Annotated in this window: 25 protein-coding genes and 1 pseudogene; 9 read left to right on the forward strand and 17 right to left on the reverse strand. The window is 24.7% G+C overall.

Translation table 11 applies throughout. The annotated features are described in order from the left end of the window. Nucleotides 1-101 precede the first annotated feature (101 nt). Nucleotides 102-146: pseudogene (locus JNUCC81_RS10150) on the forward strand (hypothetical protein); the annotation flags it as partial. Between the two features lie 30 nt (nt 147-176). Continuing rightward, entirely contained in the window at nt 177-869 is a 693-nt protein-coding gene (locus JNUCC81_RS10155) for a hypothetical protein (RefSeq protein ID WP_454093359.1), read from the forward strand. A gap of 54 nt (nt 870-923) precedes the next feature. Here the strand turns inward: JNUCC81_RS10155 and JNUCC81_RS10160 are convergent, their stop codons facing one another. The 3 genes from JNUCC81_RS10160 to JNUCC81_RS10170 form a co-directional block, all read right to left on the reverse strand. Then, complete coding sequence (locus tag JNUCC81_RS10160) at nt 924-1,943, reverse strand: hypothetical protein (protein WP_454093360.1); 1,020 nt, start codon at nt 1,941-1,943, stop codon at nt 924-926. Nucleotides 1,944-1,982: 39 nt separating this feature from the next. After that, a complete protein-coding gene (locus JNUCC81_RS10165; protein WP_208335040.1) occupies nt 1,983-2,273 on the reverse strand; it encodes a hypothetical protein in 291 nt (96 codons plus the stop codon). 65 nt (nt 2,274-2,338) lie between these two features. Continuing rightward, nucleotides 2,339-2,728, reverse strand: a complete 390-nt coding sequence (locus JNUCC81_RS10170; protein WP_454093361.1) for a hypothetical protein — start codon at nt 2,726-2,728, stop codon at nt 2,339-2,341. Between the two features lie 577 nt (nt 2,729-3,305). On the opposite strand from JNUCC81_RS10170, the gene JNUCC81_RS10175 reads away from it, so the two are divergent. Then, nucleotides 3,306-3,671, forward strand: a complete 366-nt coding sequence (locus tag JNUCC81_RS10175) for a hypothetical protein (protein ID WP_454093362.1) — start codon at nt 3,306-3,308, stop codon at nt 3,669-3,671. Nucleotides 3,672-3,746: 75 nt separating this feature from the next. After that, a complete protein-coding gene (locus JNUCC81_RS10180; RefSeq protein ID WP_454093363.1) occupies nt 3,747-4,220 on the forward strand; it encodes a hypothetical protein in 474 nt (157 codons plus the stop codon). Nucleotides 4,221-4,914: 694 nt separating this feature from the next. Here JNUCC81_RS10180 and JNUCC81_RS10185 read toward each other — a convergent pair. After that, nucleotides 4,915-5,817: an AraC family transcriptional regulator gene (locus JNUCC81_RS10185; RefSeq protein WP_454093364.1), complete on the reverse strand. Its 903-nt coding sequence runs from the start codon at nt 5,815-5,817 to the stop codon at nt 4,915-4,917. Nucleotides 5,818-5,965: 148 nt separating this feature from the next. Here JNUCC81_RS10185 and JNUCC81_RS10190 point away from each other — a divergent pair, with 148 nt between their 5' ends. Beyond that, nucleotides 5,966-6,904, forward strand: a complete 939-nt coding sequence (locus JNUCC81_RS10190) for a DMT family transporter (RefSeq protein ID WP_454093365.1) — start codon at nt 5,966-5,968, stop codon at nt 6,902-6,904. Nucleotides 6,905-6,994: 90 nt separating this feature from the next. On the opposite strand, the gene JNUCC81_RS10195 is transcribed toward JNUCC81_RS10190, so the two are convergent. Next, complete coding sequence (locus JNUCC81_RS10195) at nt 6,995-7,345, reverse strand: hypothetical protein (RefSeq protein ID WP_454093366.1); 351 nt, start codon at nt 7,343-7,345, stop codon at nt 6,995-6,997. A gap of 478 nt (nt 7,346-7,823) precedes the next feature. Between JNUCC81_RS10195 and JNUCC81_RS10200 the strand changes: the two genes are divergently transcribed. The 3 genes from JNUCC81_RS10200 (at nt 7,824) to JNUCC81_RS10210 (ending at nt 9,516) form a co-directional block, all read left to right on the forward strand. Next, nucleotides 7,824-8,336, forward strand: coding sequence for an N-acetyltransferase family protein (locus tag JNUCC81_RS10200; protein WP_454093367.1), 513 nt, complete (start codon nt 7,824-7,826; stop codon nt 8,334-8,336). Between the two features lie 461 nt (nt 8,337-8,797). Next, a complete protein-coding gene (locus tag JNUCC81_RS10205; RefSeq protein WP_454093368.1) occupies nt 8,798-9,112 on the forward strand; it encodes a hypothetical protein in 315 nt (104 codons plus the stop codon). A gap of 80 nt (nt 9,113-9,192) precedes the next feature. Next, on the forward strand, nt 9,193-9,516 hold the full coding sequence (locus tag JNUCC81_RS10210; protein WP_454093369.1) for a hypothetical protein: 324 nt from the start codon (nt 9,193-9,195) through the stop codon (nt 9,514-9,516). Between the two features lie 155 nt (nt 9,517-9,671). On the opposite strand, the gene JNUCC81_RS10215 is transcribed toward JNUCC81_RS10210, so the two are convergent. The 12 genes from JNUCC81_RS10215 to JNUCC81_RS10270 form a co-directional block, all read right to left on the reverse strand. Then, nucleotides 9,672-9,827 carry a hypothetical protein gene (locus JNUCC81_RS10215; RefSeq protein ID WP_454093370.1) on the reverse strand — a complete coding sequence of 52 codons (156 nt, stop codon included), beginning with the start codon at nt 9,825-9,827 and terminating at the stop codon, nt 9,672-9,674. Nucleotides 9,828-10,055: 228 nt separating this feature from the next. Next, nucleotides 10,056-10,205 carry a hypothetical protein gene (locus JNUCC81_RS10220; RefSeq protein ID WP_454093371.1) on the reverse strand — a complete coding sequence of 50 codons (150 nt, stop codon included), beginning with the start codon at nt 10,203-10,205 and terminating at the stop codon, nt 10,056-10,058. 428 nt (nt 10,206-10,633) lie between these two features. Beyond that, a complete protein-coding gene (locus tag JNUCC81_RS10225; RefSeq protein WP_454093372.1) occupies nt 10,634-11,632 on the reverse strand; it encodes a DUF4179 domain-containing protein in 999 nt (332 codons plus the stop codon). Between the two features lies 1 nt (nt 11,633). Beyond that, nucleotides 11,634-12,194 carry a sigma-70 family RNA polymerase sigma factor gene (locus JNUCC81_RS10230; RefSeq protein ID WP_454093373.1) on the reverse strand — a complete coding sequence of 187 codons (561 nt, stop codon included), beginning with the start codon at nt 12,192-12,194 and terminating at the stop codon, nt 11,634-11,636. Nucleotides 12,195-12,369: 175 nt separating this feature from the next. Then, nucleotides 12,370-12,549 (reverse strand): hypothetical protein, encoded by a 180-nt coding sequence (locus JNUCC81_RS10235; RefSeq protein WP_454093374.1) that lies wholly within the window; start codon nt 12,547-12,549, stop codon nt 12,370-12,372. A 393-nt stretch (nt 12,550-12,942) separates the two neighbouring features. Next, nucleotides 12,943-13,137: a hypothetical protein gene (locus JNUCC81_RS10240; RefSeq protein WP_454093375.1), complete on the reverse strand. Its 195-nt coding sequence runs from the start codon at nt 13,135-13,137 to the stop codon at nt 12,943-12,945. A 285-nt stretch (nt 13,138-13,422) separates the two neighbouring features. Next, entirely contained in the window at nt 13,423-14,094 is a 672-nt protein-coding gene (locus JNUCC81_RS10245) for an ABC transporter ATP-binding protein (RefSeq protein ID WP_454093376.1), read from the reverse strand. A gap of 20 nt (nt 14,095-14,114) precedes the next feature. After that, nucleotides 14,115-15,659 (reverse strand): hypothetical protein, encoded by a 1,545-nt coding sequence (locus JNUCC81_RS10250; protein WP_454093377.1) that lies wholly within the window; start codon nt 15,657-15,659, stop codon nt 14,115-14,117. An 8-nt stretch (nt 15,660-15,667) separates the two neighbouring features. Further along, on the reverse strand, nt 15,668-16,432 hold the full coding sequence (locus tag JNUCC81_RS10255; protein WP_454093378.1) for a hypothetical protein: 765 nt from the start codon (nt 16,430-16,432) through the stop codon (nt 15,668-15,670). 151 nt (nt 16,433-16,583) lie between these two features. Further along, the gene (locus tag JNUCC81_RS10260) at nt 16,584-17,924 is read right to left on the reverse strand and encodes a sensor histidine kinase (RefSeq protein ID WP_454096391.1); all 1,341 of its coding nucleotides are present in this window, start codon (nt 17,922-17,924) and stop codon (nt 16,584-16,586) included. Continuing rightward, nucleotides 17,914-18,603: a LytR/AlgR family response regulator transcription factor gene (locus JNUCC81_RS10265; protein WP_454093379.1), complete on the reverse strand. Its 690-nt coding sequence runs from the start codon at nt 18,601-18,603 to the stop codon at nt 17,914-17,916. The genes JNUCC81_RS10260 and JNUCC81_RS10265 overlap by 11 nt, the downstream gene beginning before the upstream one ends. Nucleotides 18,604-18,878: 275 nt before the next feature. Then, nucleotides 18,879-19,385 (reverse strand): hypothetical protein, encoded by a 507-nt coding sequence (locus JNUCC81_RS10270; RefSeq protein ID WP_454093380.1) that lies wholly within the window; start codon nt 19,383-19,385, stop codon nt 18,879-18,881. Between the two features lie 420 nt (nt 19,386-19,805). Here JNUCC81_RS10270 and JNUCC81_RS10275 point away from each other — a divergent pair, with 420 nt between their 5' ends. Continuing rightward, entirely contained in the window at nt 19,806-20,279 is a 474-nt protein-coding gene (locus tag JNUCC81_RS10275) for a hypothetical protein (protein ID WP_454093381.1), read from the forward strand. Nucleotides 20,280-20,358: the final 79 nt, after the last annotated feature.

Genomic DNA, 20,358 nt, shown 5'->3' on the forward strand with positions numbered 1-20,358 from the left:
TGTACCTAAATAGGTATAATTTCATAAAATTAGTATAATATTATGAAAAGTATAATAAGATATCTAAAATACTTTTTCTAGGATTTATTTCATCATTAAGTATAGAGGTAGTTCAGCTATTTGTAGGATATAATGTATCTGATATAGATGATATTATTTTTAATACTACTGGTGCAATGTTAGGTCTATTATGTTATAAGTTATTAAAAAAAGTAGTTAAAAAGACTAAACTTAATAATACTTTAGAAAGTATAAATGATTCTTATACAGAAAACATATTTAACAAAAGTATAAAAGTCCTATCTATGATAAGTATATTGATATTTAGTGTGTATACTTATTATGTTTATGATCAAACAGGGTCTGATAAATTATCTAATGAAGAATTAGCCATAGAAATTTTCAAAGATAATAGTGGCAAATTTATTGATTCTAAAGATTTAGAAGATAAGAAATTTTATCTTTTCAAAAACGAAGACGGATTAGCTACGCAAGCCTTAGTTAAATATGGTAAATCTAGATATGCAAATTCATATGAAGGCTATGGGTATTATACTGGAAATGATGTGGGCTATACTATAGATTTTATGTCTAAATTAGAACCATCAACAGATAAAATTACTTATAGTGTTATTGTTTACGGTAAAAATAGCAATGCTTCTAAATTGGTTATTACTTTAGGTAAAAAAGATTATAAAATTGACCTAAAAATCAACGATTATTTCTTAGCCGTATATCCAGAGTATTTAGAAATAGCTGAAAATACAATAAATAATATTCATAATGGTGTAAATAGCGAAGATTTTACAATTAAATTTTTAGATAGTAATGAAAATATTGTAAAAGATATGAAATTTAGCAATGAATGATAAATAAAAATGACTGTATTTATACAATACAGTCGTTTTTATTTATTCGGTTTGTTATTTTTGTATTTCTACATTATTTTTTATGTATTCTAAAGAGTTAACTTTATTTATATTATTAATATTTATACTATAATTTTCTTTAGATGAACTTGAACTAATATAAATTTCTTTGTATTTATAATCAGTTTCTTTAAGTGCATTTATTATTTCATAGGCACCCTTTGAAAATTCATCATAATTATTATAAAGATATTCTTCACTACTTATCTTATTTATATCTTTATATAAACATAAGTCTAATAACTCTATTTCTTTCTTTGAATAGTTTTTCTCTAAATCGTAATCTATATCATATTTTTCTCCTGTACTTATATACATAACTTCTATATTTTCTTTTTTAAAATTAGTTTTTGAAATTATCTTATTTATTAACTTTGATTCAACATTTTGATCTATTTTATCACTTTGATATCCATCTAATATATTTTTACTGCATAAATTATAAGATAAATAATAAACTTTTCCATCCTTTTTATCCTTAATACTATACGTATAATATAATTCTGGAAATGTATAACAATTAAAGTCTTTTAAAATAAACTTCCCTTTATAATTTTTATTAACATATTCTTCAAGTACAGACTTAGATTTTAAGTAAGTTATAGGATCTCTCTTTAACCCCATATAAAAGAAAACACTGATTATCATAAATAATACAACTGATATTATTATACTTAATCTTTTTAATCTATTTTCTTCATGTATATATTCATTTACATATTTTCCTGAATAAGCAATTAAGGCTAGCCAAGGTATACCCATTATTATTAAAACTATATTATATCCTAATTCTGGCATAAATAATTTAGTAACTAAAATACTAATAGACCCTATTATTATTATACTTAGTACTTCTTTATATATAAGAACCAGTAAAAATGGAATTATGACAGGTATTGGAAATGTTCCAAGAAATTTAGACGAATAAAATATTATAGATCCTATCATAGAAAAAATTACTATTATTATATACTTTATTATACTATTTGGTTTAATCATTACTTTTTCAGACATACTTTACAATCCTCCTTCTACTATGGTTAGGATTTAATTTTACAAACCATAAAAGTTACCCCAGTATATTAGTCCATACTTTGTTATAATCCAGTTTTTCAATTCACTATAAGTAGATTTTTCAACAGGAGGGTTTATTAGAGTATATATCATTTGATTTTTTCCTATTTTCTTCTTATAAGGCTTATCTGATATTTTAAGGTTTACTGCAGTAATTGGATTTCCTGTTCTTGCAATTGCAAACCTTAATGCTCCAGTAGGAGTTCCTATAACATATACTATAGTTAATATTATTATAATAGATGCTATATTTTCTGATTTAATTTTCATCTTATCCTCCCCCAATATTACTTCATATTTTATTGCTATTACTAATTGAATAGTAAAATATTTTTTTATTCTAAACTTATCTCTAATTTTCCATCTTCATCAATTTTATTAATAACTGCATAAACTTGTCCACTATATCCGTTTTCCAAATATCCAACTAAGCATTCATCATGTATATTACCCTTTTTATCTTTATATATTAAGAATATTGAATTTTCTCCTTGAATTTGTTTAGTATCTACTTTTTCTTTCCAAGATTTATTTGGATCTATTTTAGAAATTGTTTTTATTACTCCACCAACTTTATACCTTAATTCTAAATCAATAATAGTTGAATCAGTTGTATTTGTAATAGATAATTTGTATCCATCGTTAATATTTTTAATCAAAGCCAACGCTATAAGTACTGCTACTATTGTAGTTACACTTACTATAATTTTACTTATTTTACTCATCTCCTGCCCCCTAAGTACTATATATAATATTTATATCATTTAAATTTAGCACCTATAAAAACCAATCAAATATTAAACTGTAATTTATCATTATAATGTCATAGTAATATGCCTTATTTCTTGTAGTTATATCGCATCCTGATTTTTTCCTATAAATCTTAATTTTATATTCTCATCTAAGCATAAGTTTTCTACATTCACAGTTTATTAGTTCTCCTCTTTGCTTATGATAATTTCTTGATTCCACTACTAAACTACCAGATGAACCTTAATTTTGCAATACATTATGCCTGAAAGGCCATTTTTTGTACCTAAATGGGTATAATTTTATAAAATCCTTTAACACGTTTAACTCCATTGTATATATCACCTACTTTATATTTAGTGCTCTATAATACAAGATTTAATTTTAAAACTGTATTAGTTTCTAAATTTCACTTTATGAATTTGTATTATTTAGAATAAAAGTGTCCATGAAAACAGCTATTTTGTAGACCTTTTATTAAACTTTAAATTTAGATATAATTAAGTTAAAGACTGTAATATAATATAAATAAGAATTTGAGGTGAAAATGTTATGGACAAATATACAAAAGAAGAATTGTTAGAGGCACTACAAGTTGTATCTTCAACTATCAGTAACTGTGAAAAAATACATCCCAAATTTGCGGAGGGTACCTCTCATCACACACTTCTTAAGAACAGGATAAAAGCATTGTATATTTCAAAATCATTGATAACAGGTGAAAATATTTCGGACAAATATACAAAAGAAGAATTGTTAGAGGCGCTACGACCTGTATCTTCAGTTATCAGCAAATGTGAAAAAGCGCAGCTAAAATTCGTAGAGGGTACCTCTCATCACACCCGCTTCAAGAATATAATAAAAGCAATGTATGTTTCAAAATCATTGATAACAAATGAAATTACTGAAAGAGGTTAATTTCCAGTTTTCTGTGTGGTAAATTGGCGAACATACTGAATATTTTTGACAATACCGTTAAAGGGAGGGATAAATATGAAAAAAAGAAATGCTATCCCATGGAAAGTTATAATTGTGATTGTGATTTTAGCCTTTGTACTTTTCCCAAAGAACTTATCATCAAGAGCTAATTTAGATAACTTGCCGAAAAATAATTTAACTATTGAAGTAATCCATAGAAATAATATACTTGAAGGTGGTACTGTAACATCAACAACAGATATAACAAGAATTGGGAAATTAGAAAACTTTTTAAAACAATATAAAAGTATACCAGTATTATTGCTAAAAAATAAGCTAGAAGAAAAACTCGATGATGAGGAAAGCTATGTTATAAATTTTAAAAATGGTAAAGAGTTTTTAACTACAATAGTCTTATACAAGAAGAATTTTAAGGTCTATAAGAATTTTAAGGTGATACCAGGTATTGATACTGTACGTATATATAATGTTATTGAAGAGAATATAGATTTTAATTTTTTAGAACAATTTGTTAAATCTATGAATTAATAAATAAAAGAATAAAAAGAGTAAGTTATGGCTACTCATATAAATTTAATAGTCATAACTTACTCTTTTTATTTAGATAAATTTTAGAATTATAATTATACACCATAGACAGTTTTCACTGTACCTCACAATAATTTCATATATATTCAGTCACTAGGGAGATAAGTCTGAGCTGTTGGGAGCGACCCTAGGCTTCTTACCCCAGTACAAAGTACGATACTCCTACATGAGAATGATTACTCATAAATTTCACCTAACTTTCAGAAATATAATCTATATTCTATCGATATTGTCCTAAGGCTACTTTAACATAGTTCTTGTGTTATACACAGATTTCTCTGCTTCAAGACAAATGGTTTTGTTTGGTATTTCCAATGTCATATAAGGTACCACGCTTATACCCCGTTGGATTATTCCTCACTGAGTCGTCTATTGCAGCCACCACAAGGCTATTACTTTTATATGCACTAAAGTTTGGCAAACTGACTTATTCTTTTGGCTTTTACCATTCATTATGATTTTCACAAATCATAAGAGGATGGAATTTTCAAAGTATCCTTATAAATCCCTCCCGGCACCGTCAGCTCTCAGCAGGTTGTCACCCCTCTTAACTGAGTTTCTATGATACATAACTATAATTCCAAAATATACTAAAGATAGTATATACTAACAAAATATTATATGCAAGTATATTTTAATCAGATATTGATTGTTTTTTCTTTCGATAAACAAAAGGTGAAACTCCAGTTTGTAACTTGAACTTTTCAATATAATAGCTAGCACTTCCAAATCCACATTGGTAAGCTATATTAGTAATAGACTCATTTGTTGTAATTAATAAATTTTCACTGACTATTAATCTATAATTAGTAATATATTCAAAAATAGAACAATTCATATGTTTTTTAAATTCTCTACAACATGCACTATTAGATAAATTAACTTGGCCCGATATATCTTTTAAGTTGATCTTTTCCATATAATGATTATGAATATAATTAATGATTTTTTTTAATCTAGAACTATCGTTAATATTTTTATCGTCATGGTATAATATGAGGCAATTTTTTATTAAACTATTCCATATATTCAAAAGTGATATAAGTATTTGTAATTCAAACCCAGAATTTTTCTTTGTATACTCTTTATGAATCTCTAACAAATCTTTTAAAATATCAGATTTCCACTTAGTATCACTTTTTAAGATACAATACTTAACCATTGAGTTGCCTACATATGGTCGTACATATTTTATATTTATTATACTTCCTGTAAAACCATAAATTAAATTTGGATGAAAATCAAAACAAATAAAAGAACTATCAATGTCTTTATAGTTCTTTGCACTATGTAGCTGCTGCGAGTTAATAAATAGCCCCTCTCCTTCAGATAAAATTACTATATCTCCTTCAATGTTAAAGCTCACAGTTCCTTTTGTAACAATACAAAATTGAAGTTCCTCATGCCAATGCCAATCAATAAAACCCAATACATTTTTGTTAATTTGAGTTGAATATATAGCAAGTGGAAACTCAAAAGATCCATGTTTAGTTGTTTCTTTTTGATTTTCATCAATAATTATATTATGAATTTGCATAATATTCTCCTTTATTAAAAGTTAGATTATAAGCCTTATATCAATATAGTTATATTTATAGCTTATATTTTTGTATAAATACATTTTCAATATCAATATAATTATACTATCAATTAAATAAATTTTACATAGAAAGGAAATAAATTTTATGAATGATTCTTTAAGGGCAAAAGGTCTATTTCTAGTAATGTTTGCTACATTACTTTGGGGAGTTTCTGGAGTGGTAGCTCAATATTTATTTCAAAGTAAGAACTTTACACCAGAGTGGCTTGTTGTTATAAGAATGTTTTTTTCTGGAGCAATTATTTTAATTTTTTCTTTACTTAAAGGTGATAAAAATGTAATTGAAATATGGAAAGACAAAGAAAATATTATAAAGATTTTAATATTTTCTTTACTTGGAATGCTTGGAGTTCAATATTCTTATTTTGCAGCTATACACCATGGAAATGCTGCTACTGCAACAATACTTCAATATTTATCACCAATTATTATCACAATCTATTTAGCTCTTTATAATAAAAAGCTCCCAACATTAAAACAAATATCTTGCGTAATTATGGCAATCTTAGGAACTTTTTTAATCATTACAAAAGGAAATTTAAACAGTTTGGCAATATCAAAACCGGCTATTTTCTGGGGAGTGCTATCTGCTTTTGCATGTGCTATATACACACTACAGCCTTCATCTTTATTAAAAAGATATGGTTCCTTATGTGTGGTCGGTTGGGGAATGCTTATTGGAGGAATTGCTTTTAGTTTTATACAGTCACCTTTTGATGTTGTAGGAAACTGGTCATTTGAGTCAGTTTTGGCTATTGTATTTGTAGTATTATTTGGAACTTTAACAGCTTTTTACTGCTATTTAGAAAGTCTAAAATATATTGAACCATATGAGGCTAGCGTATTTACTTGTGTAGAACCATTGTCAGCATCTATTCTTTCAATAATATTTTTAAATGTAACTTTTAATCTAATACAGTGGATAGGAACATTATGTATAATTATTACAATTACTATGCTTTCACTTACTAAGAAAGAAAATAGTTCAATGAATAAAGAATATGATGAAAATATTACTAGTTAAATTTTACTCTAGTTACTAGTTAGTATATTTGTAACAAAATTAATGCCATTACAATTCATTTATTTGAATTATAATGGCATTGATTTTATTCTACCCAACTCTTGTTCCATTAGGTGCTGCTTTTTCAGGTTGTGCTAACACAGGAATAATACCATCAGCATATCCAATATCAAAAAGCATCCCTTCTGAAACTTCACCTGCCATTTTCTTTGGAGCTAAATTAACTATAAATAACGCCTGTTGGCCTTCAATTTCTTTAGGATTATCTCTTTCACCTTTCATTCCTACTAATATAGTTCTTGTAAATTCCCCAAAATCAACAGATAGTTTAACTAACTTGTCTGATTTTTCAACATCCTCAACTAATTTAATTGTTCCAACTCTAATATCAATCTTATCAATTACGTCCATATTGATATTCGCTTTAACTGGAGCATCCATACCAATTCCTCCTTTTTAACTTATTTTAACTAATTATAGTATAGGAAGAAATATTAATTATCCATTATTTAATAAATCTGCAACATTAATAGTTAGTATCCTATTAATAACACTTATAATACTAGATAAGTACTATACATATACACGCCAATGATACTAATTGAAATAAATTTAATAGTATACTAAAATTATATTATTAATATAAACTTGTAAATTATAATGAGTTTTCTAGGGTTGAGCAGTTTTATAACTCTATTTCACTAAATATTGAATTAGTAGATAAAAAAAGAATAGAAGACTTTGAGAATGCTTTAAAAGATTTATCTAAATTAGTACAAGATAATTTAGGTGGAACATGTAGTATATCTATTCTTGATATTAGCAATAAAGAGATAGTAATAAAATAATTTTAGTTATAAAGATATTTAAATGTTGTTTTTTAAATATAATTACTGATTAAATAAAAGGAGCCTAGATTATGAAAAACTATATTAATACTAACATTCCTAATTTCAAAATTAGATTTGCAACGAAAGAAGATAATAAATTAATACTTACATTTATTAAAGAATTAGCAGATTATGAAAATCTATTAAATGAAGTAGTTGCAACAGAAGAAATATTATATGAATCTTTATTTGTTAAAAAACAGGCTGAAGTAATAATAGGTGAATATAATAATGAGCCAGTTGGATTTGCATTATTCTTCCATAACTTCTCTACTTTCTTAGGTAAAGCTAATTTATACTTAGAAGACTTATATGTAAGACCGAGCATAAGAGGTATTGGAGCTGGAAAAGCATTACTTTCAGCTTTAGGAAAAATAGCTATAGATAGAGGCTGTGGTAGATTAGATTGGTGGTGTCTTGATTGGAATAAATCTTCTATAGAATTCTATAAAAAAATGGGAGCAATTCCTATGGATGAATGGACTGTTTATAGAGTCGAGAACCAAGTTCTTATCGATTTAGCTAATGGTCTGAATGAGTAACTATTTTATTTTCAATATAAACTATTAATTTAATATCCCTTAAATTTCATTTTTATAGTTAAAGCCCTTAAAATCCAAATAAATGGATTCTAAGGGCTTTTTATTATATATCTTTAAATAAAAAAACTCTAAGCTTTATTAATTTTCATATTTATATTTTAACTGTATTTTCAGTAAATTATCTAATTTTTTATGTTTTAATCCTAAAATAATACATTTCAATCCATTTTTTATCTATTTAAAGATTTTTATGCTATATTAGTCCTCGATTGAAAAATATATTTACAAATTTGTAGTAAAAGAAATCAAACTTTCTATACTATTGCCAATCCTCCATTTGAAGCGCAAACACAAACACCGTTAGAAAATTGGGTTCTATCAAAATATGGACTATTCTATTGAGGAGAATATTTTGGATGGTAAGAAGTTTCTATTATTTAATATAAAGGGGTGAAACTTTTATGACATTAAGAAAAAAACTTCAAAAACTAGCATCATATATTTCTACAATACTTACAATCCTTTTAGGGGTAAGATTATTTGTATTTCCTATATTTGAAATTTCAAATATTTTAATATTTAATTTAAGTTTATTTATACTACTTCTACTAGTGGGAATTTTATATCAATATGAGTTTTGTTGCGCATATAAAAATCGCACATATAAAAATATTGAAAAAAATACAACAGGTAAATTCTTAATAGCTTCAATATCTGTAATTATGTGGCTTTTTATTTTTGTGGCATTTTACATGGAGCTTTACCGATTCTTATAGGGGTAACGTCGGGAAAATGCAGATTTACTATGTGGCCGATTTACGCACATATCTTGGTTTCCTGTAAGGGAGGTTAATAAATGAAAAAAACCATAATAAGTATTTTAATATTATTGGGTTTAATCCTTGGCAGTTTCTTTGTAATAAGATGGAGAGCATATCATTATATTTATAAATATTTAGAGATGCATAATATTACAAAAAACGAAATAATAGAGGTAGATAAACGATGGTATCTTTTAACTTTAAGTAGCGGAGATTTCGGATTAGATTGTAAAATAAAAGGAAAACCTCAAAATAATATCTACGCTATTTTTTGTAACGGAATAGATAAAAAAGTAAAAGTATCTATAAACTATTCAGATGGTGGTTTTAAAGAAAATGTAGATTTAAATAAAGAATAAAATTTAATAAATATTATTGAATTTTAATAATCCTTAAAATTTTACTTTAGGGACTATAGAGTTACATATTTTACATAAAGTTAATGCCCTTAGAATCAAAATAAATAGATTTTAAGGGCTTTTTTACTATATATCTTCAAATGTATGTTTAAGAACTAGTTAAAATTATCTAAACTTATTATAAAATTTTCATTTGATAGTATTGTTGAAGCTACTTGATCTAGGTCTAAATTAGTATTATCTAAAAAATATTGATTTGGAATATTAGAAGTTTTAAACTCACTTCTAAGAACTTTTACTCTTTCTTCCATTTGACAGTCTATTTCTCTTAATTTATCTCTTTTTAAATTTGTAACTTCATCTGACCATAAGACAGCATAATGAACTTCATAACCTAAATCTAATATTGGTTTTGATATTATTTTTGCATCATCCCAAAATATAACCCAGTCGCTAATAACATTGTATCCTTGGCTTAAAAAGTTTTTACTTAAATCTATAATGTTTTTTAATACTAAACCCTTAGCACTTTGAGATTCTCATGGCTTTTCATATCCAGATACAGGCATATGACTTATTATATCTCCACTTATGTAAGCGCTTTTATTAAAATTACTTGCTAGAATATCAGCCGTTGTTGATTTACCAACACCAGCAGGTCCAGAAAGTATTATTATTTTTTCTTTCAATTATTTCCCCCCCTTTTTGTAACTATTCTATAGTTAATATTAGAGTATTAACTAAAAAAATAATATAGTTTTAGATAAATATATTTATTAATTAGTAGTTAAATTTTATTCTACCCAACTCTTGTTCCATTAGGTACTGCTTTTTCAGGCTGTGCTAACACAGGAATAATACCATCGGCATATCCAATATCAAAAAGCATCCCTTCTGAAACTTCCCCTGCCAATTACTATATTTACATCTTTTAAGTAAAAATACCGTCAGTGGCACTAGTTAATGACATCACTAAAGTAGTTGCAATACATAGAGTATTTTTAGTAGTGTCCTAATTCAGATTAAGTCACTTTAATATAAAATACACTCCTAAGCGTTGGTAATACTTATATTAAATAAACTTTGGTGACTTTTTTCGAAAATGTACTCTGAAGGCCTAATCATTTAAAAACGCTTCTACCTTATTTTTATCATCAAACTCAAATATTAATTTATTTGGATGGTTTTTTCCTGGATAATCATTATATACAATAACTGCTCTATAAGTAACGCGATTTTTGTCTTCTGATATTTTATATCCTTCTGATGAGAGAGTCTGCTCATCATCTAAATATACCTTAAGTAATTCATCTAAATTCAAGCTATAATCTGAGTACTTTTCCTTTGGAACTTCTATGTCAAATACAATGTTTGATGAACTTATTCCAACATTAGTTACATTATAAATATTTGATGTATTTTTCGGTTTTATATTCTTTATAGTATCATTTGTGTTTACTCTTAATTTAAATTTCCATTCCCCGTTAATATATGAGTTTTTAGAATGTATTCCTATTGAGCTTATATTTAAATCTAAATCTATATATTTAGGAATATTCTTATTACCTTGATGTAAGCCGTATTTTTTTATTCCAACGTAAGTATAATTATCCTTAAAATATCCTCCAGAACTCGATGCAGTTACCATCTCGATTCCTTTAGTTTTTATTCTTTTAACTCCATCAAAATCAAGAAACCCACTATCTTCTCCATAAGGTTTAAATTGTTCATTTCTTGGCAATTTTTCCTCACTTTTTATTGTATAAGTAAGATATATGCTATATCCATCACTTGAAGCCTCATCTATAGTTAGACTTACGCCATTAGAAGTTTTAGTATCTCCTATGCCCTGTATTTTATTAGGTTTTTCATACCCTAAATTTAACTTATTATTTAGTTCTTTAAATAAGTCATGAACTATAGGAACAGATTCTGCTAATGATGGATTTAATGTTCCTACACCTAATGCCCCTGCACAGATAATACATACACTTGCTGCCACAATAAATCCTTTTTTATGCCCCTTTCTTTTTTTATCTCTATCAGCTCTTTCTATAGCTGAATTTGTAATACTACTTAAATTACTTGGTATTTTTATTTCATCAAATTTACTCATATTATTTTCCCTCCACTATTATATTGTAAAGTTTTTTTCTTCCACGCCTTAAGTATGTTTTAACAGTGTTCTCATTGCATTCAAGTACTTTAGCTATCTCGTTTATAGGCATGTCTTGAAAGTATTGAAGTATTATTGGAGTTTTATATTTTTCATCCAACTTATCAATTGCATCGTATAAGTCAATTTTATCTTCTATTGCTTCATAACTTACATCTGCTATTTTTTCCGAGTAAATGTCAATGTCCATGTGATTAATATTTTTTTTGATTTTAGTATTAAAATTATTTATTAATATCTTTGTAATCCACGTTTTAAAATACTTAGGTTCTTTTAATTTTTTTATATTTAAAAATGCTTTATATACTGTATCTTGATATATATCAAGTGCATCATGTTCATCCTTTGTATATAAAAAAGCCATTTTATATAAATATTCTTGCTCTTGATTCATTAATTTTTCAAATGATTCTTTATCTCCATTTATTGCCCTTTCTTCTAAACTGAGTTCTTTTCTCTTGTTTATAAATGGCAATCTTTTTATTGATAATAGATTAGTCATGCCAATCCTCCTTATGGTTTTTACCTTGGTTAGACTTTATTCTTATGCAAAAAGTTTCAAATAATAATATTTTTTGTTAATTATAAAAAAATAAACTAGTTGATAGGGACTAGTTGAATTACAGATAAATAACTGGCATTATTTAATAAAAGAGGTGAACAAGTATGAGTTTTAATTATAATAAAGCTGCAATAATAATGTTATTTCCAACATTATTATTTTTAAATTTACTAGCATTTAATAGTTCTATTCTGTTATCAACAATACTCTTTATAATATCTTTTATTGCTTTTAAATTAAGAAAATCAAAACACATTAAATTAAGTTTAATTACTTTATGTTTTTTATTTTGCATAAAGTTAATATCCTTAAAATTTAAATCAATGAATTTTAAGGATATTTTTATCATTGATCTTTGAACGAGTTTTTTAAGGAGTAGTCAACTTAAAATAGTTCTTTTTTCTTATATAATTTATATCCAAGTATTATTATTGTAACTAAAATTATAAATCTAAATATCTCAATATATATTGTATTATTAATTTCTGTTCCATTAATAGAAATCATATGATTTCTATTAAATATTCCATAGATACAAACTAGTAAAAATAATAGCTATTTCTTAACTTTTACTTTAGGTACTAGTTACATTTTTAGAATAAAGTTAAAGCCCTTAGAGTCCAAATAAATGGATTCTAAGGGCTTTTTTACTAGATACCTTTAAATAAGTTTTTAGCGATTAGTTTGATTACTTAAATTCCCCGGGATTCTCTGCTAAAAACTCTATATGTCCACATGTTGCACATACATAACATAAAACATCACTTATCTTTTCACCTCTAAAGGTACCTTTTTTTCTGGCACTTATGTATGGTTTTACTCCAACTACTACAGCCCTAAAATCAACCATCTTCATTTCAATTTTACATTTCTGGCATTCCATAAAATTTATTTCCCCCCCTTTTAATCTTTATGGTATCTATCTCATTGATAAAAGAAAAGTAAATTTATTAACTAACCTTAAAATTTACGTTTCGGAAATAGTTTAAATTAATCTAGTATTTTCAACACTTTAAATATATTTATTTTATTATCTAAATTTATGTTAATAAAATTATAATCAGCTATGTTTAAATATATAAATTTGAATCTACTCAATTCCAACGTATAAATTTAATAGAAAAATAGCTATAAAAGTAATCCCCATTACTTTAATTAATAGTATAAGCTATCTTTTCCTATATCTATCAATAATTTCTTTCGTCGCAAGTTTTAATTTACCTTCTTCCATTATATAAATCCTATCACAAAGTTGTTGTATATCCTCAAAATTATGACTTGTTAATAATATAGTTCTACCTTCATCTTTAAGGGACTTTATAATATTTTTTATATCTTCATATGTTTTATAATCTAATGCATTAAAAGGCTCATCTAAAACTAAAATGTCTTGATCTTCCATTATAGCTTGAGCAATTCCCAACTTTTGCTTCATACCAAGAGAATAATCTTGAACCTTCGCTTTATTATTTGGATTTAGACCGACTTTTTCCATTGTATATTTTATTTTTTTGTTATCTATTTTATTATTTATATCAGCCAAAAACTTTAAATTTTTAAAACCATTAAATATGCTTATATATCCTGGTTCATTAATGAAAACACCTACATTTTCAGGAAAATCTATTTTTTCACCTAGTCTTAAACCTCTAATAAATGTAGCTCCATTATCTGGTGACACAAATCCACATATTGATTTAAATAAAACTGATTTACCACTACCGTTAGCCCCTATAATACCAATAGTTTCCCCCTTATTTATTTCTAGATTTATATTATTTAAAATAGTTATACCATTGTATGACTTAGTTACATTTTCTAATTTTATTGCAACATTCATGTTAATTCACTCCTTTAAGTTTATTTAATTATTAACTTTTTGTATTTTGAATTTAGATAAATAATCGTTATTGTAATTAATATTAGTAGCTCTAAGATAACATCTTTTAAATTTAGACCATAATTTATTCCGTACTCATCTAATATAAATTGGTATCTTACTAAGCTCGAAATTCCAAAAGGTATATAATAAATCAATTTAGATAAAATTACACTGATTAAATTAAATAGTATTAAACTAAAAAATGAGAAAGTTATATTATTAGTAAAGCTATAAACTAAAAATAAAATAAGAAATTCAAATACTATACTCAGTAACTTTGTAATAAATACTGTAAAAAGTAAATTATAAAAACCATCTTCAAAGTTTATTCCAAGCAATATACCTATAGAAATAGGTATTAATATATTTAATATTGTGTATAAAAATATAAATTTTAACGAAACAGTAATTATAGACTTAAACCATGTTAAGCTACTTTTTAACCTTATATTTAAAAATAGTGTTCTATCGTTACATTCCCGTTCAATAAACACACTTAATAAATATATAGGTGTTAAATTTAATACAAGCATTTCTAATATAATAAGTGGATTAAGTTCTCCAATAAAAGAACCTGAAAAAACATTTATTAAGTATTCATTTACTGATAGATTGTCCTCTGAAGATACTAATTTCCACATGCTCATTATTATTAATACAAATATAATTGACATTATATTGGATTTATTAAATAAAGACTTACTATGATATCTATAAAGACCCCTATTGTTTGAAGTCTTTTTTATAAGGTTGTTATCAAATATACAATTTATATTTAAGGCAATACCCTTATTCCAATAATCTTTATTTATTTTGCAAAGCATTAAAATAAATAAAATTTCTATTATTAAATTCAGTATAATCCCAAAACCAAAAATAAAGCTATGATGAAAAATTATGTAAGTGTTAATAAATAAAAAAGATATAAATTTTAAGCTAGTTATTTTAATGCTAATAGCAGAAAGTAAATAAACAAATATAATTATTTTTATAGATGTTCTTTTACTAAAATAGCGACTTATAGTACATATAAGTAAGCTAGTCATAAAAAATCCTAAAACCATATAAATAGTCATATACAAAACAATCTCACTTGGATTTGCAAATTTACTAGAATAAAAATATAAAACACTATACAACGTAGAGTTTATATTGTTAAAACTATTATCATTTCTTAATCCAATTGACATAATTGCTATTATTAAAACTTGAGATAAGACAAATAATATTGAAAATATCCCATAAGCATATATTTTTGATTTGAAGTAGTTCCAATATGTTTTACTTCTAATTAGTGCATATTTATAATCATCATCTAGACCAGAAATAATCATTAATAAAAACATAGGAATCATAAAGTATATTGTATAGTAGTGATTAGATAATGCTTCTAATATAAATTGTTGCGAAGATAAATTGCAGTTTATCCTAGTGTCTAGATTAAAAATAATTAAAACTAGCCATAGAAATATTAATTTTTTAGATAAAAGTTTATTAATTTCTAATTTGTATAAAGAATTCATAATATCACCTATAAATTATATACTTTCGCTTTTTTCCATTTAAAGCTTATCAAAAGTATGATTATAAATAGAATAGATATAGCAGGTCCTACTAATAAATTAAATATATTAGTATCAGTCATACAATTAACATAAAACGACACAATTAATCTTTGTTTATGAAAACCTAATGTAGCCATTATAAAATTATCTAAAGTAACGTAAATAAATGGTCCTGTAAGAATTACAAATATATTATCTAAGTAAATAGAAAATATAAATCCCATAGTAGCTATAATCATTGCTAAAAATCCATCCCATAAACAATGAATAAATACGTATAAATAAGTATGATTTATTAAAAACTCCTCCATAAATAAATTCGTGTGAAAAAGAGGCTCATAAGATGCTGGTGTATGTACATTGTTTAAAAATAATAATGATACTAATCCACCTATAAACATAGGTATAAATACAATAAAAAAGGCGCTTAATACACAAACAATCCATTTTGAAAGTATATACTGTTTTTTAGATACTCTAGTAACTGTATATAGTAAAAAGTTGTTTTTCCTTTCATAATACATAACCCAACAAGTAGGACATACAACTAAAATTGGAAATATTACAGCTATATAATCAATTGATACATTCCAAAACTCAAAACTTTGTTGTACGTAGTACTCATTTGATACTCTCATAACATTAGCCAAAAACAACAAGGTAGTAATTATTAATGTTGTAATTACTGGTTTAAATACTTTTTTTATTTCTAATTTAATTAAATTTATCAAATTAATCACACTCCTTAGGTCAATTAGTTTATAACTATAGTATAAGCATAAAAAATTCTTATTCAATGAAATAGCCATAAAAGAAGGTTTTAAAGATATGTAATTTTTTTATACCCTTAAAACCTCTTTTTGTTCTCAAATTATTTACTTTTTAATAATAGTATGGTAATGACACACCTATTGTAATATAGTTATTATCGTTTATGGTAGAGTTATAAAACAATACATTTCCTTTATTATTTTGGACGATACTCTTTACGTTATATAGTCCATATCCTCTTGATTTTTTTGATTTCGTAGAATATCCTAATTCAAACATTTTCCTAAATTCTAAATTAGAAATATACTTATAAGGATTTCTTAATAAGACTTCTAAACTATCATTATTTTTATTTATATCTAAATATATAACATCATTATAAACACTTGCTTCAATAGCATTATCTATTAATATTCCCAATATTTCAATCAGCTCATATTCCTCAATAGGAATTTTATCTAATTTAGTGATTATATTAACATCTAATGTTATATTTCTTAAATTAGCTAGTTTAAGCTTAGAATAAATAAATCCGGCTATAACCTTATTATCGATAACCATAATCTTCTTAATTCCATAATCTATTTTTATACTATCACTATACGAACCAAGTTTTTTCTTAGCCTCATCTAAATTTTGTGAGGTTTCAAGAATACTATAAATAGCTAATATTTTATTATCAAATTCATGTTGCTTAGACCTTACTTCATCTATTAAGTCATCTATTACTGGAACATATTTTTCAATAGTATCAAGTCTTCTCTTTTGAATTAGCTTTTCTCTTTGAACTATTACTGTAGCGAAATTAATAAATAAAATAATAAGTAAAAATACTAAAACGAAAACGATATTTTTTAATAAGGCAGCTGTATTAAAATTATAAAATGATACTAATGATATTAAAAATATAAAAGAATTAACAACCACAATTTTAAATATATATTGACTGCTTATTAAATACTCTCTAAATTTGTAAAGAGGTAATTTAAGAAAAATTAATGTGAAGTATAAGATAAAGATCATCAAAATCCTATATCCATATTCATAAACACTTGTGTTAGTTAAACCAATATATTTAAATATAGATATTATGATTAACCTAAGAAAAATAAAATTTACAATAGAAACCAATGTAAGATAAAAGGTTTCACTATTGCTAGATTTAAATAAATAGCTATTTAAAATCATAAATCCAAGCACTAAAAATAATACACCTGCAATAGAATTTACAGGGAATAAATCATAATTTGCATAGGTAAAGAAAAGTTTACTTTGACTTAAACCATCAACAGGTGTACTGTTAATTCTAGCTATTATATATATAACTGTAGTAAGTAAAATCCAAAGCAAGTTTTTATTATTCTTATTTATATTTTTATTAATTAGATAATTATATATAAGAAATGTAGATAAACTATCAAGTAATGCTTGGGCTATTAATCTATAAAACATTATACTCAAACTTCTTTCCTATAGGTATATTGTCAGAAGTACTAAGATTAATTATCTTATTTGCCCTATCAATCTTTTCTATATAATTTTTATTAACTATATAGCTTTTATGACACTGAATAAAATCTGTATCATTTATAAGCTCAAGTATTGATTTTAATGAATATCCAGATATTACTTCACTACCTTTATTTAAATGAATTTCTAGTTTTTTACCAAAAGATTCGATATATATAATGTCTTTTAAATCATATTCAAATATAAATAGCTTCTGTGTAATTTTTAACTTCTTACTTTTAGGATTTAAGTGCTTTTTATATTCTATTACATCCTTAAGCGTTTTTAGTAGCTCATCTTTTGTAAAAGGTTTCGTTAAAAAACTATAACTTTTTATCTCTCTATATGCATAAAGTTCTTCATTCGCTAAAGCTGTTATAAATACTATAGGTGTATATTTATATGTATCTATTGACCTTATTTGTTTAGCTAATAAGGTTCCCTTATAATCATTTAATTGTATATCTAATAAAAATATATCTATATGATTAACATTTGCATAATCAAGAGCATCTTTTGCATTGTCAAATATAGTAGATTTTGCATTAGGATAAATGTCATTAATAGTTTGATAAATTAAATTACTTATATTGCTTTCATCTTCGACTATAACTATATTCAAATAATATGCCCCCTCTTTTAGATTTTATTTTTTAATTATTTAATAATAATATAATAAATAATCAAATTAATATCCTTAAATTTAATTTTACCTATTTAAATTTATATCTGATTGTAATGAATATCTATAATTCATAAAAAATAAGACTTAAACTAAGCCTTATTTTTATTATTTGGGCAATGTTAGCTATATCCTAGTTTTTGTAATATTTTGTATATGCTAAGATATAGTTATTTAACTTACATTGTGAATTAAAACTAAATAGTAATTAAAATTTAATTACTATTTAGTTTTTCTATAAATTGTACTAGTTCTTTAGAATTAATGGTATAAAATTTCTGCGCAACACCATCCATATTGAAACTATCATCATCTCTAAGTTTATTTATTTGTAAAATTAAGTACACTTTCTCACTATTTATTTTAATTAACTCTATACTTCTTTTATACTCCATTTGAGTACCATCTTTATTCTCTCTAATATTCCCATCTAAAAATATTAGCATACCACCCATACTCGGAAATGGTGATTCTTTGGCACTAGACTTTTTTAATTTCGAATTAGATAATACTTTACTCAAATAATTAATATCTTCTTCTGATATATGGTAGTTATGAGAATTTAAATCTTTATCATAGTTCAACACTCTCACTATATTATCTTTAGAAAATACAAAACAGTCTTTTAAAATGTAATAATCTCTTACTTTAAAGTATCCTATTATAAAACAAATTACAGTTAGTACTATAAATATATTTTTATTTTTCTTAATTTTATCCATTATACCCTCTCTTTATATCAAGTCTTATACTCGCAATTTATAATAATTTTGAATTTTTGTTATCCTTTAATTAATATAATACTATTTTTATTGTCATAAACCAATAAAATTTAGTTACAGTTTTTAATAGTTAATTGAAATCTATAACTAAGATTTAACAATATTTATTAAGCTGCATTTCACTAATTTCATACTTTCTCGAAAGTTCTCTAAAATATATAATGTCAATGTTTTGAAGAACGCACTTTCGGTTATATTATCTGAACCTATATTTTGTAGTTTTAGTTATATTAATACAATTTAAACAATAAAAATCATTTAATTATAAATTCATTTAATAGCTAAATTATTTCTAAATTATTGATATTTTTACAAAAAATATATAGTATAAAAGAAAAAAGAAGTTTTTGGGGGTATTTAATGAAAAAATATATTTATTTATTATATTGCATTTTATTTTTATCACTATTAATATTCGGGTATAAAAGTATCAAATCTATAGACAGTCAATCTATAGAAATAGTTAATACGGCAAATAATCAAGGAATTGATGGCGTATCTGAAGAAGCTAAAAAAATAGCAAAGGAACAAGACTATTCTATAAAAGTTGAAACTAAAGAGTATGTAATGAATGGAGATGCTGAAGTTTCTAAATTAATGAAAAAAGCTTGTATTAAAGGTGGCTATTCACCTAAGAATTTTAAAAAGATTAAAGGTGAACTTAAGACATTTGATTATGAATTAGAGGAAAGGTCAAAATTTGAAGATGATATGATTTACTTATCTTTATTGGTTGACAGTGAAGAAAGTGTAATAGGATCATTTTTAAGTTATGCTGGTGCTGAGCATATACAATCATATAAACCAGTAAATTTTAAGGATGATTTTAAATAGAAAAATATAGTTTTTATTTTAGCCTTTTAATATATTTATTTATTGGTATATATTATAATAATATAATAACCTAGTTTAA

It is taken from the genome of Faecalimicrobium sp. JNUCC 81 (genome assembly GCF_053667625.1).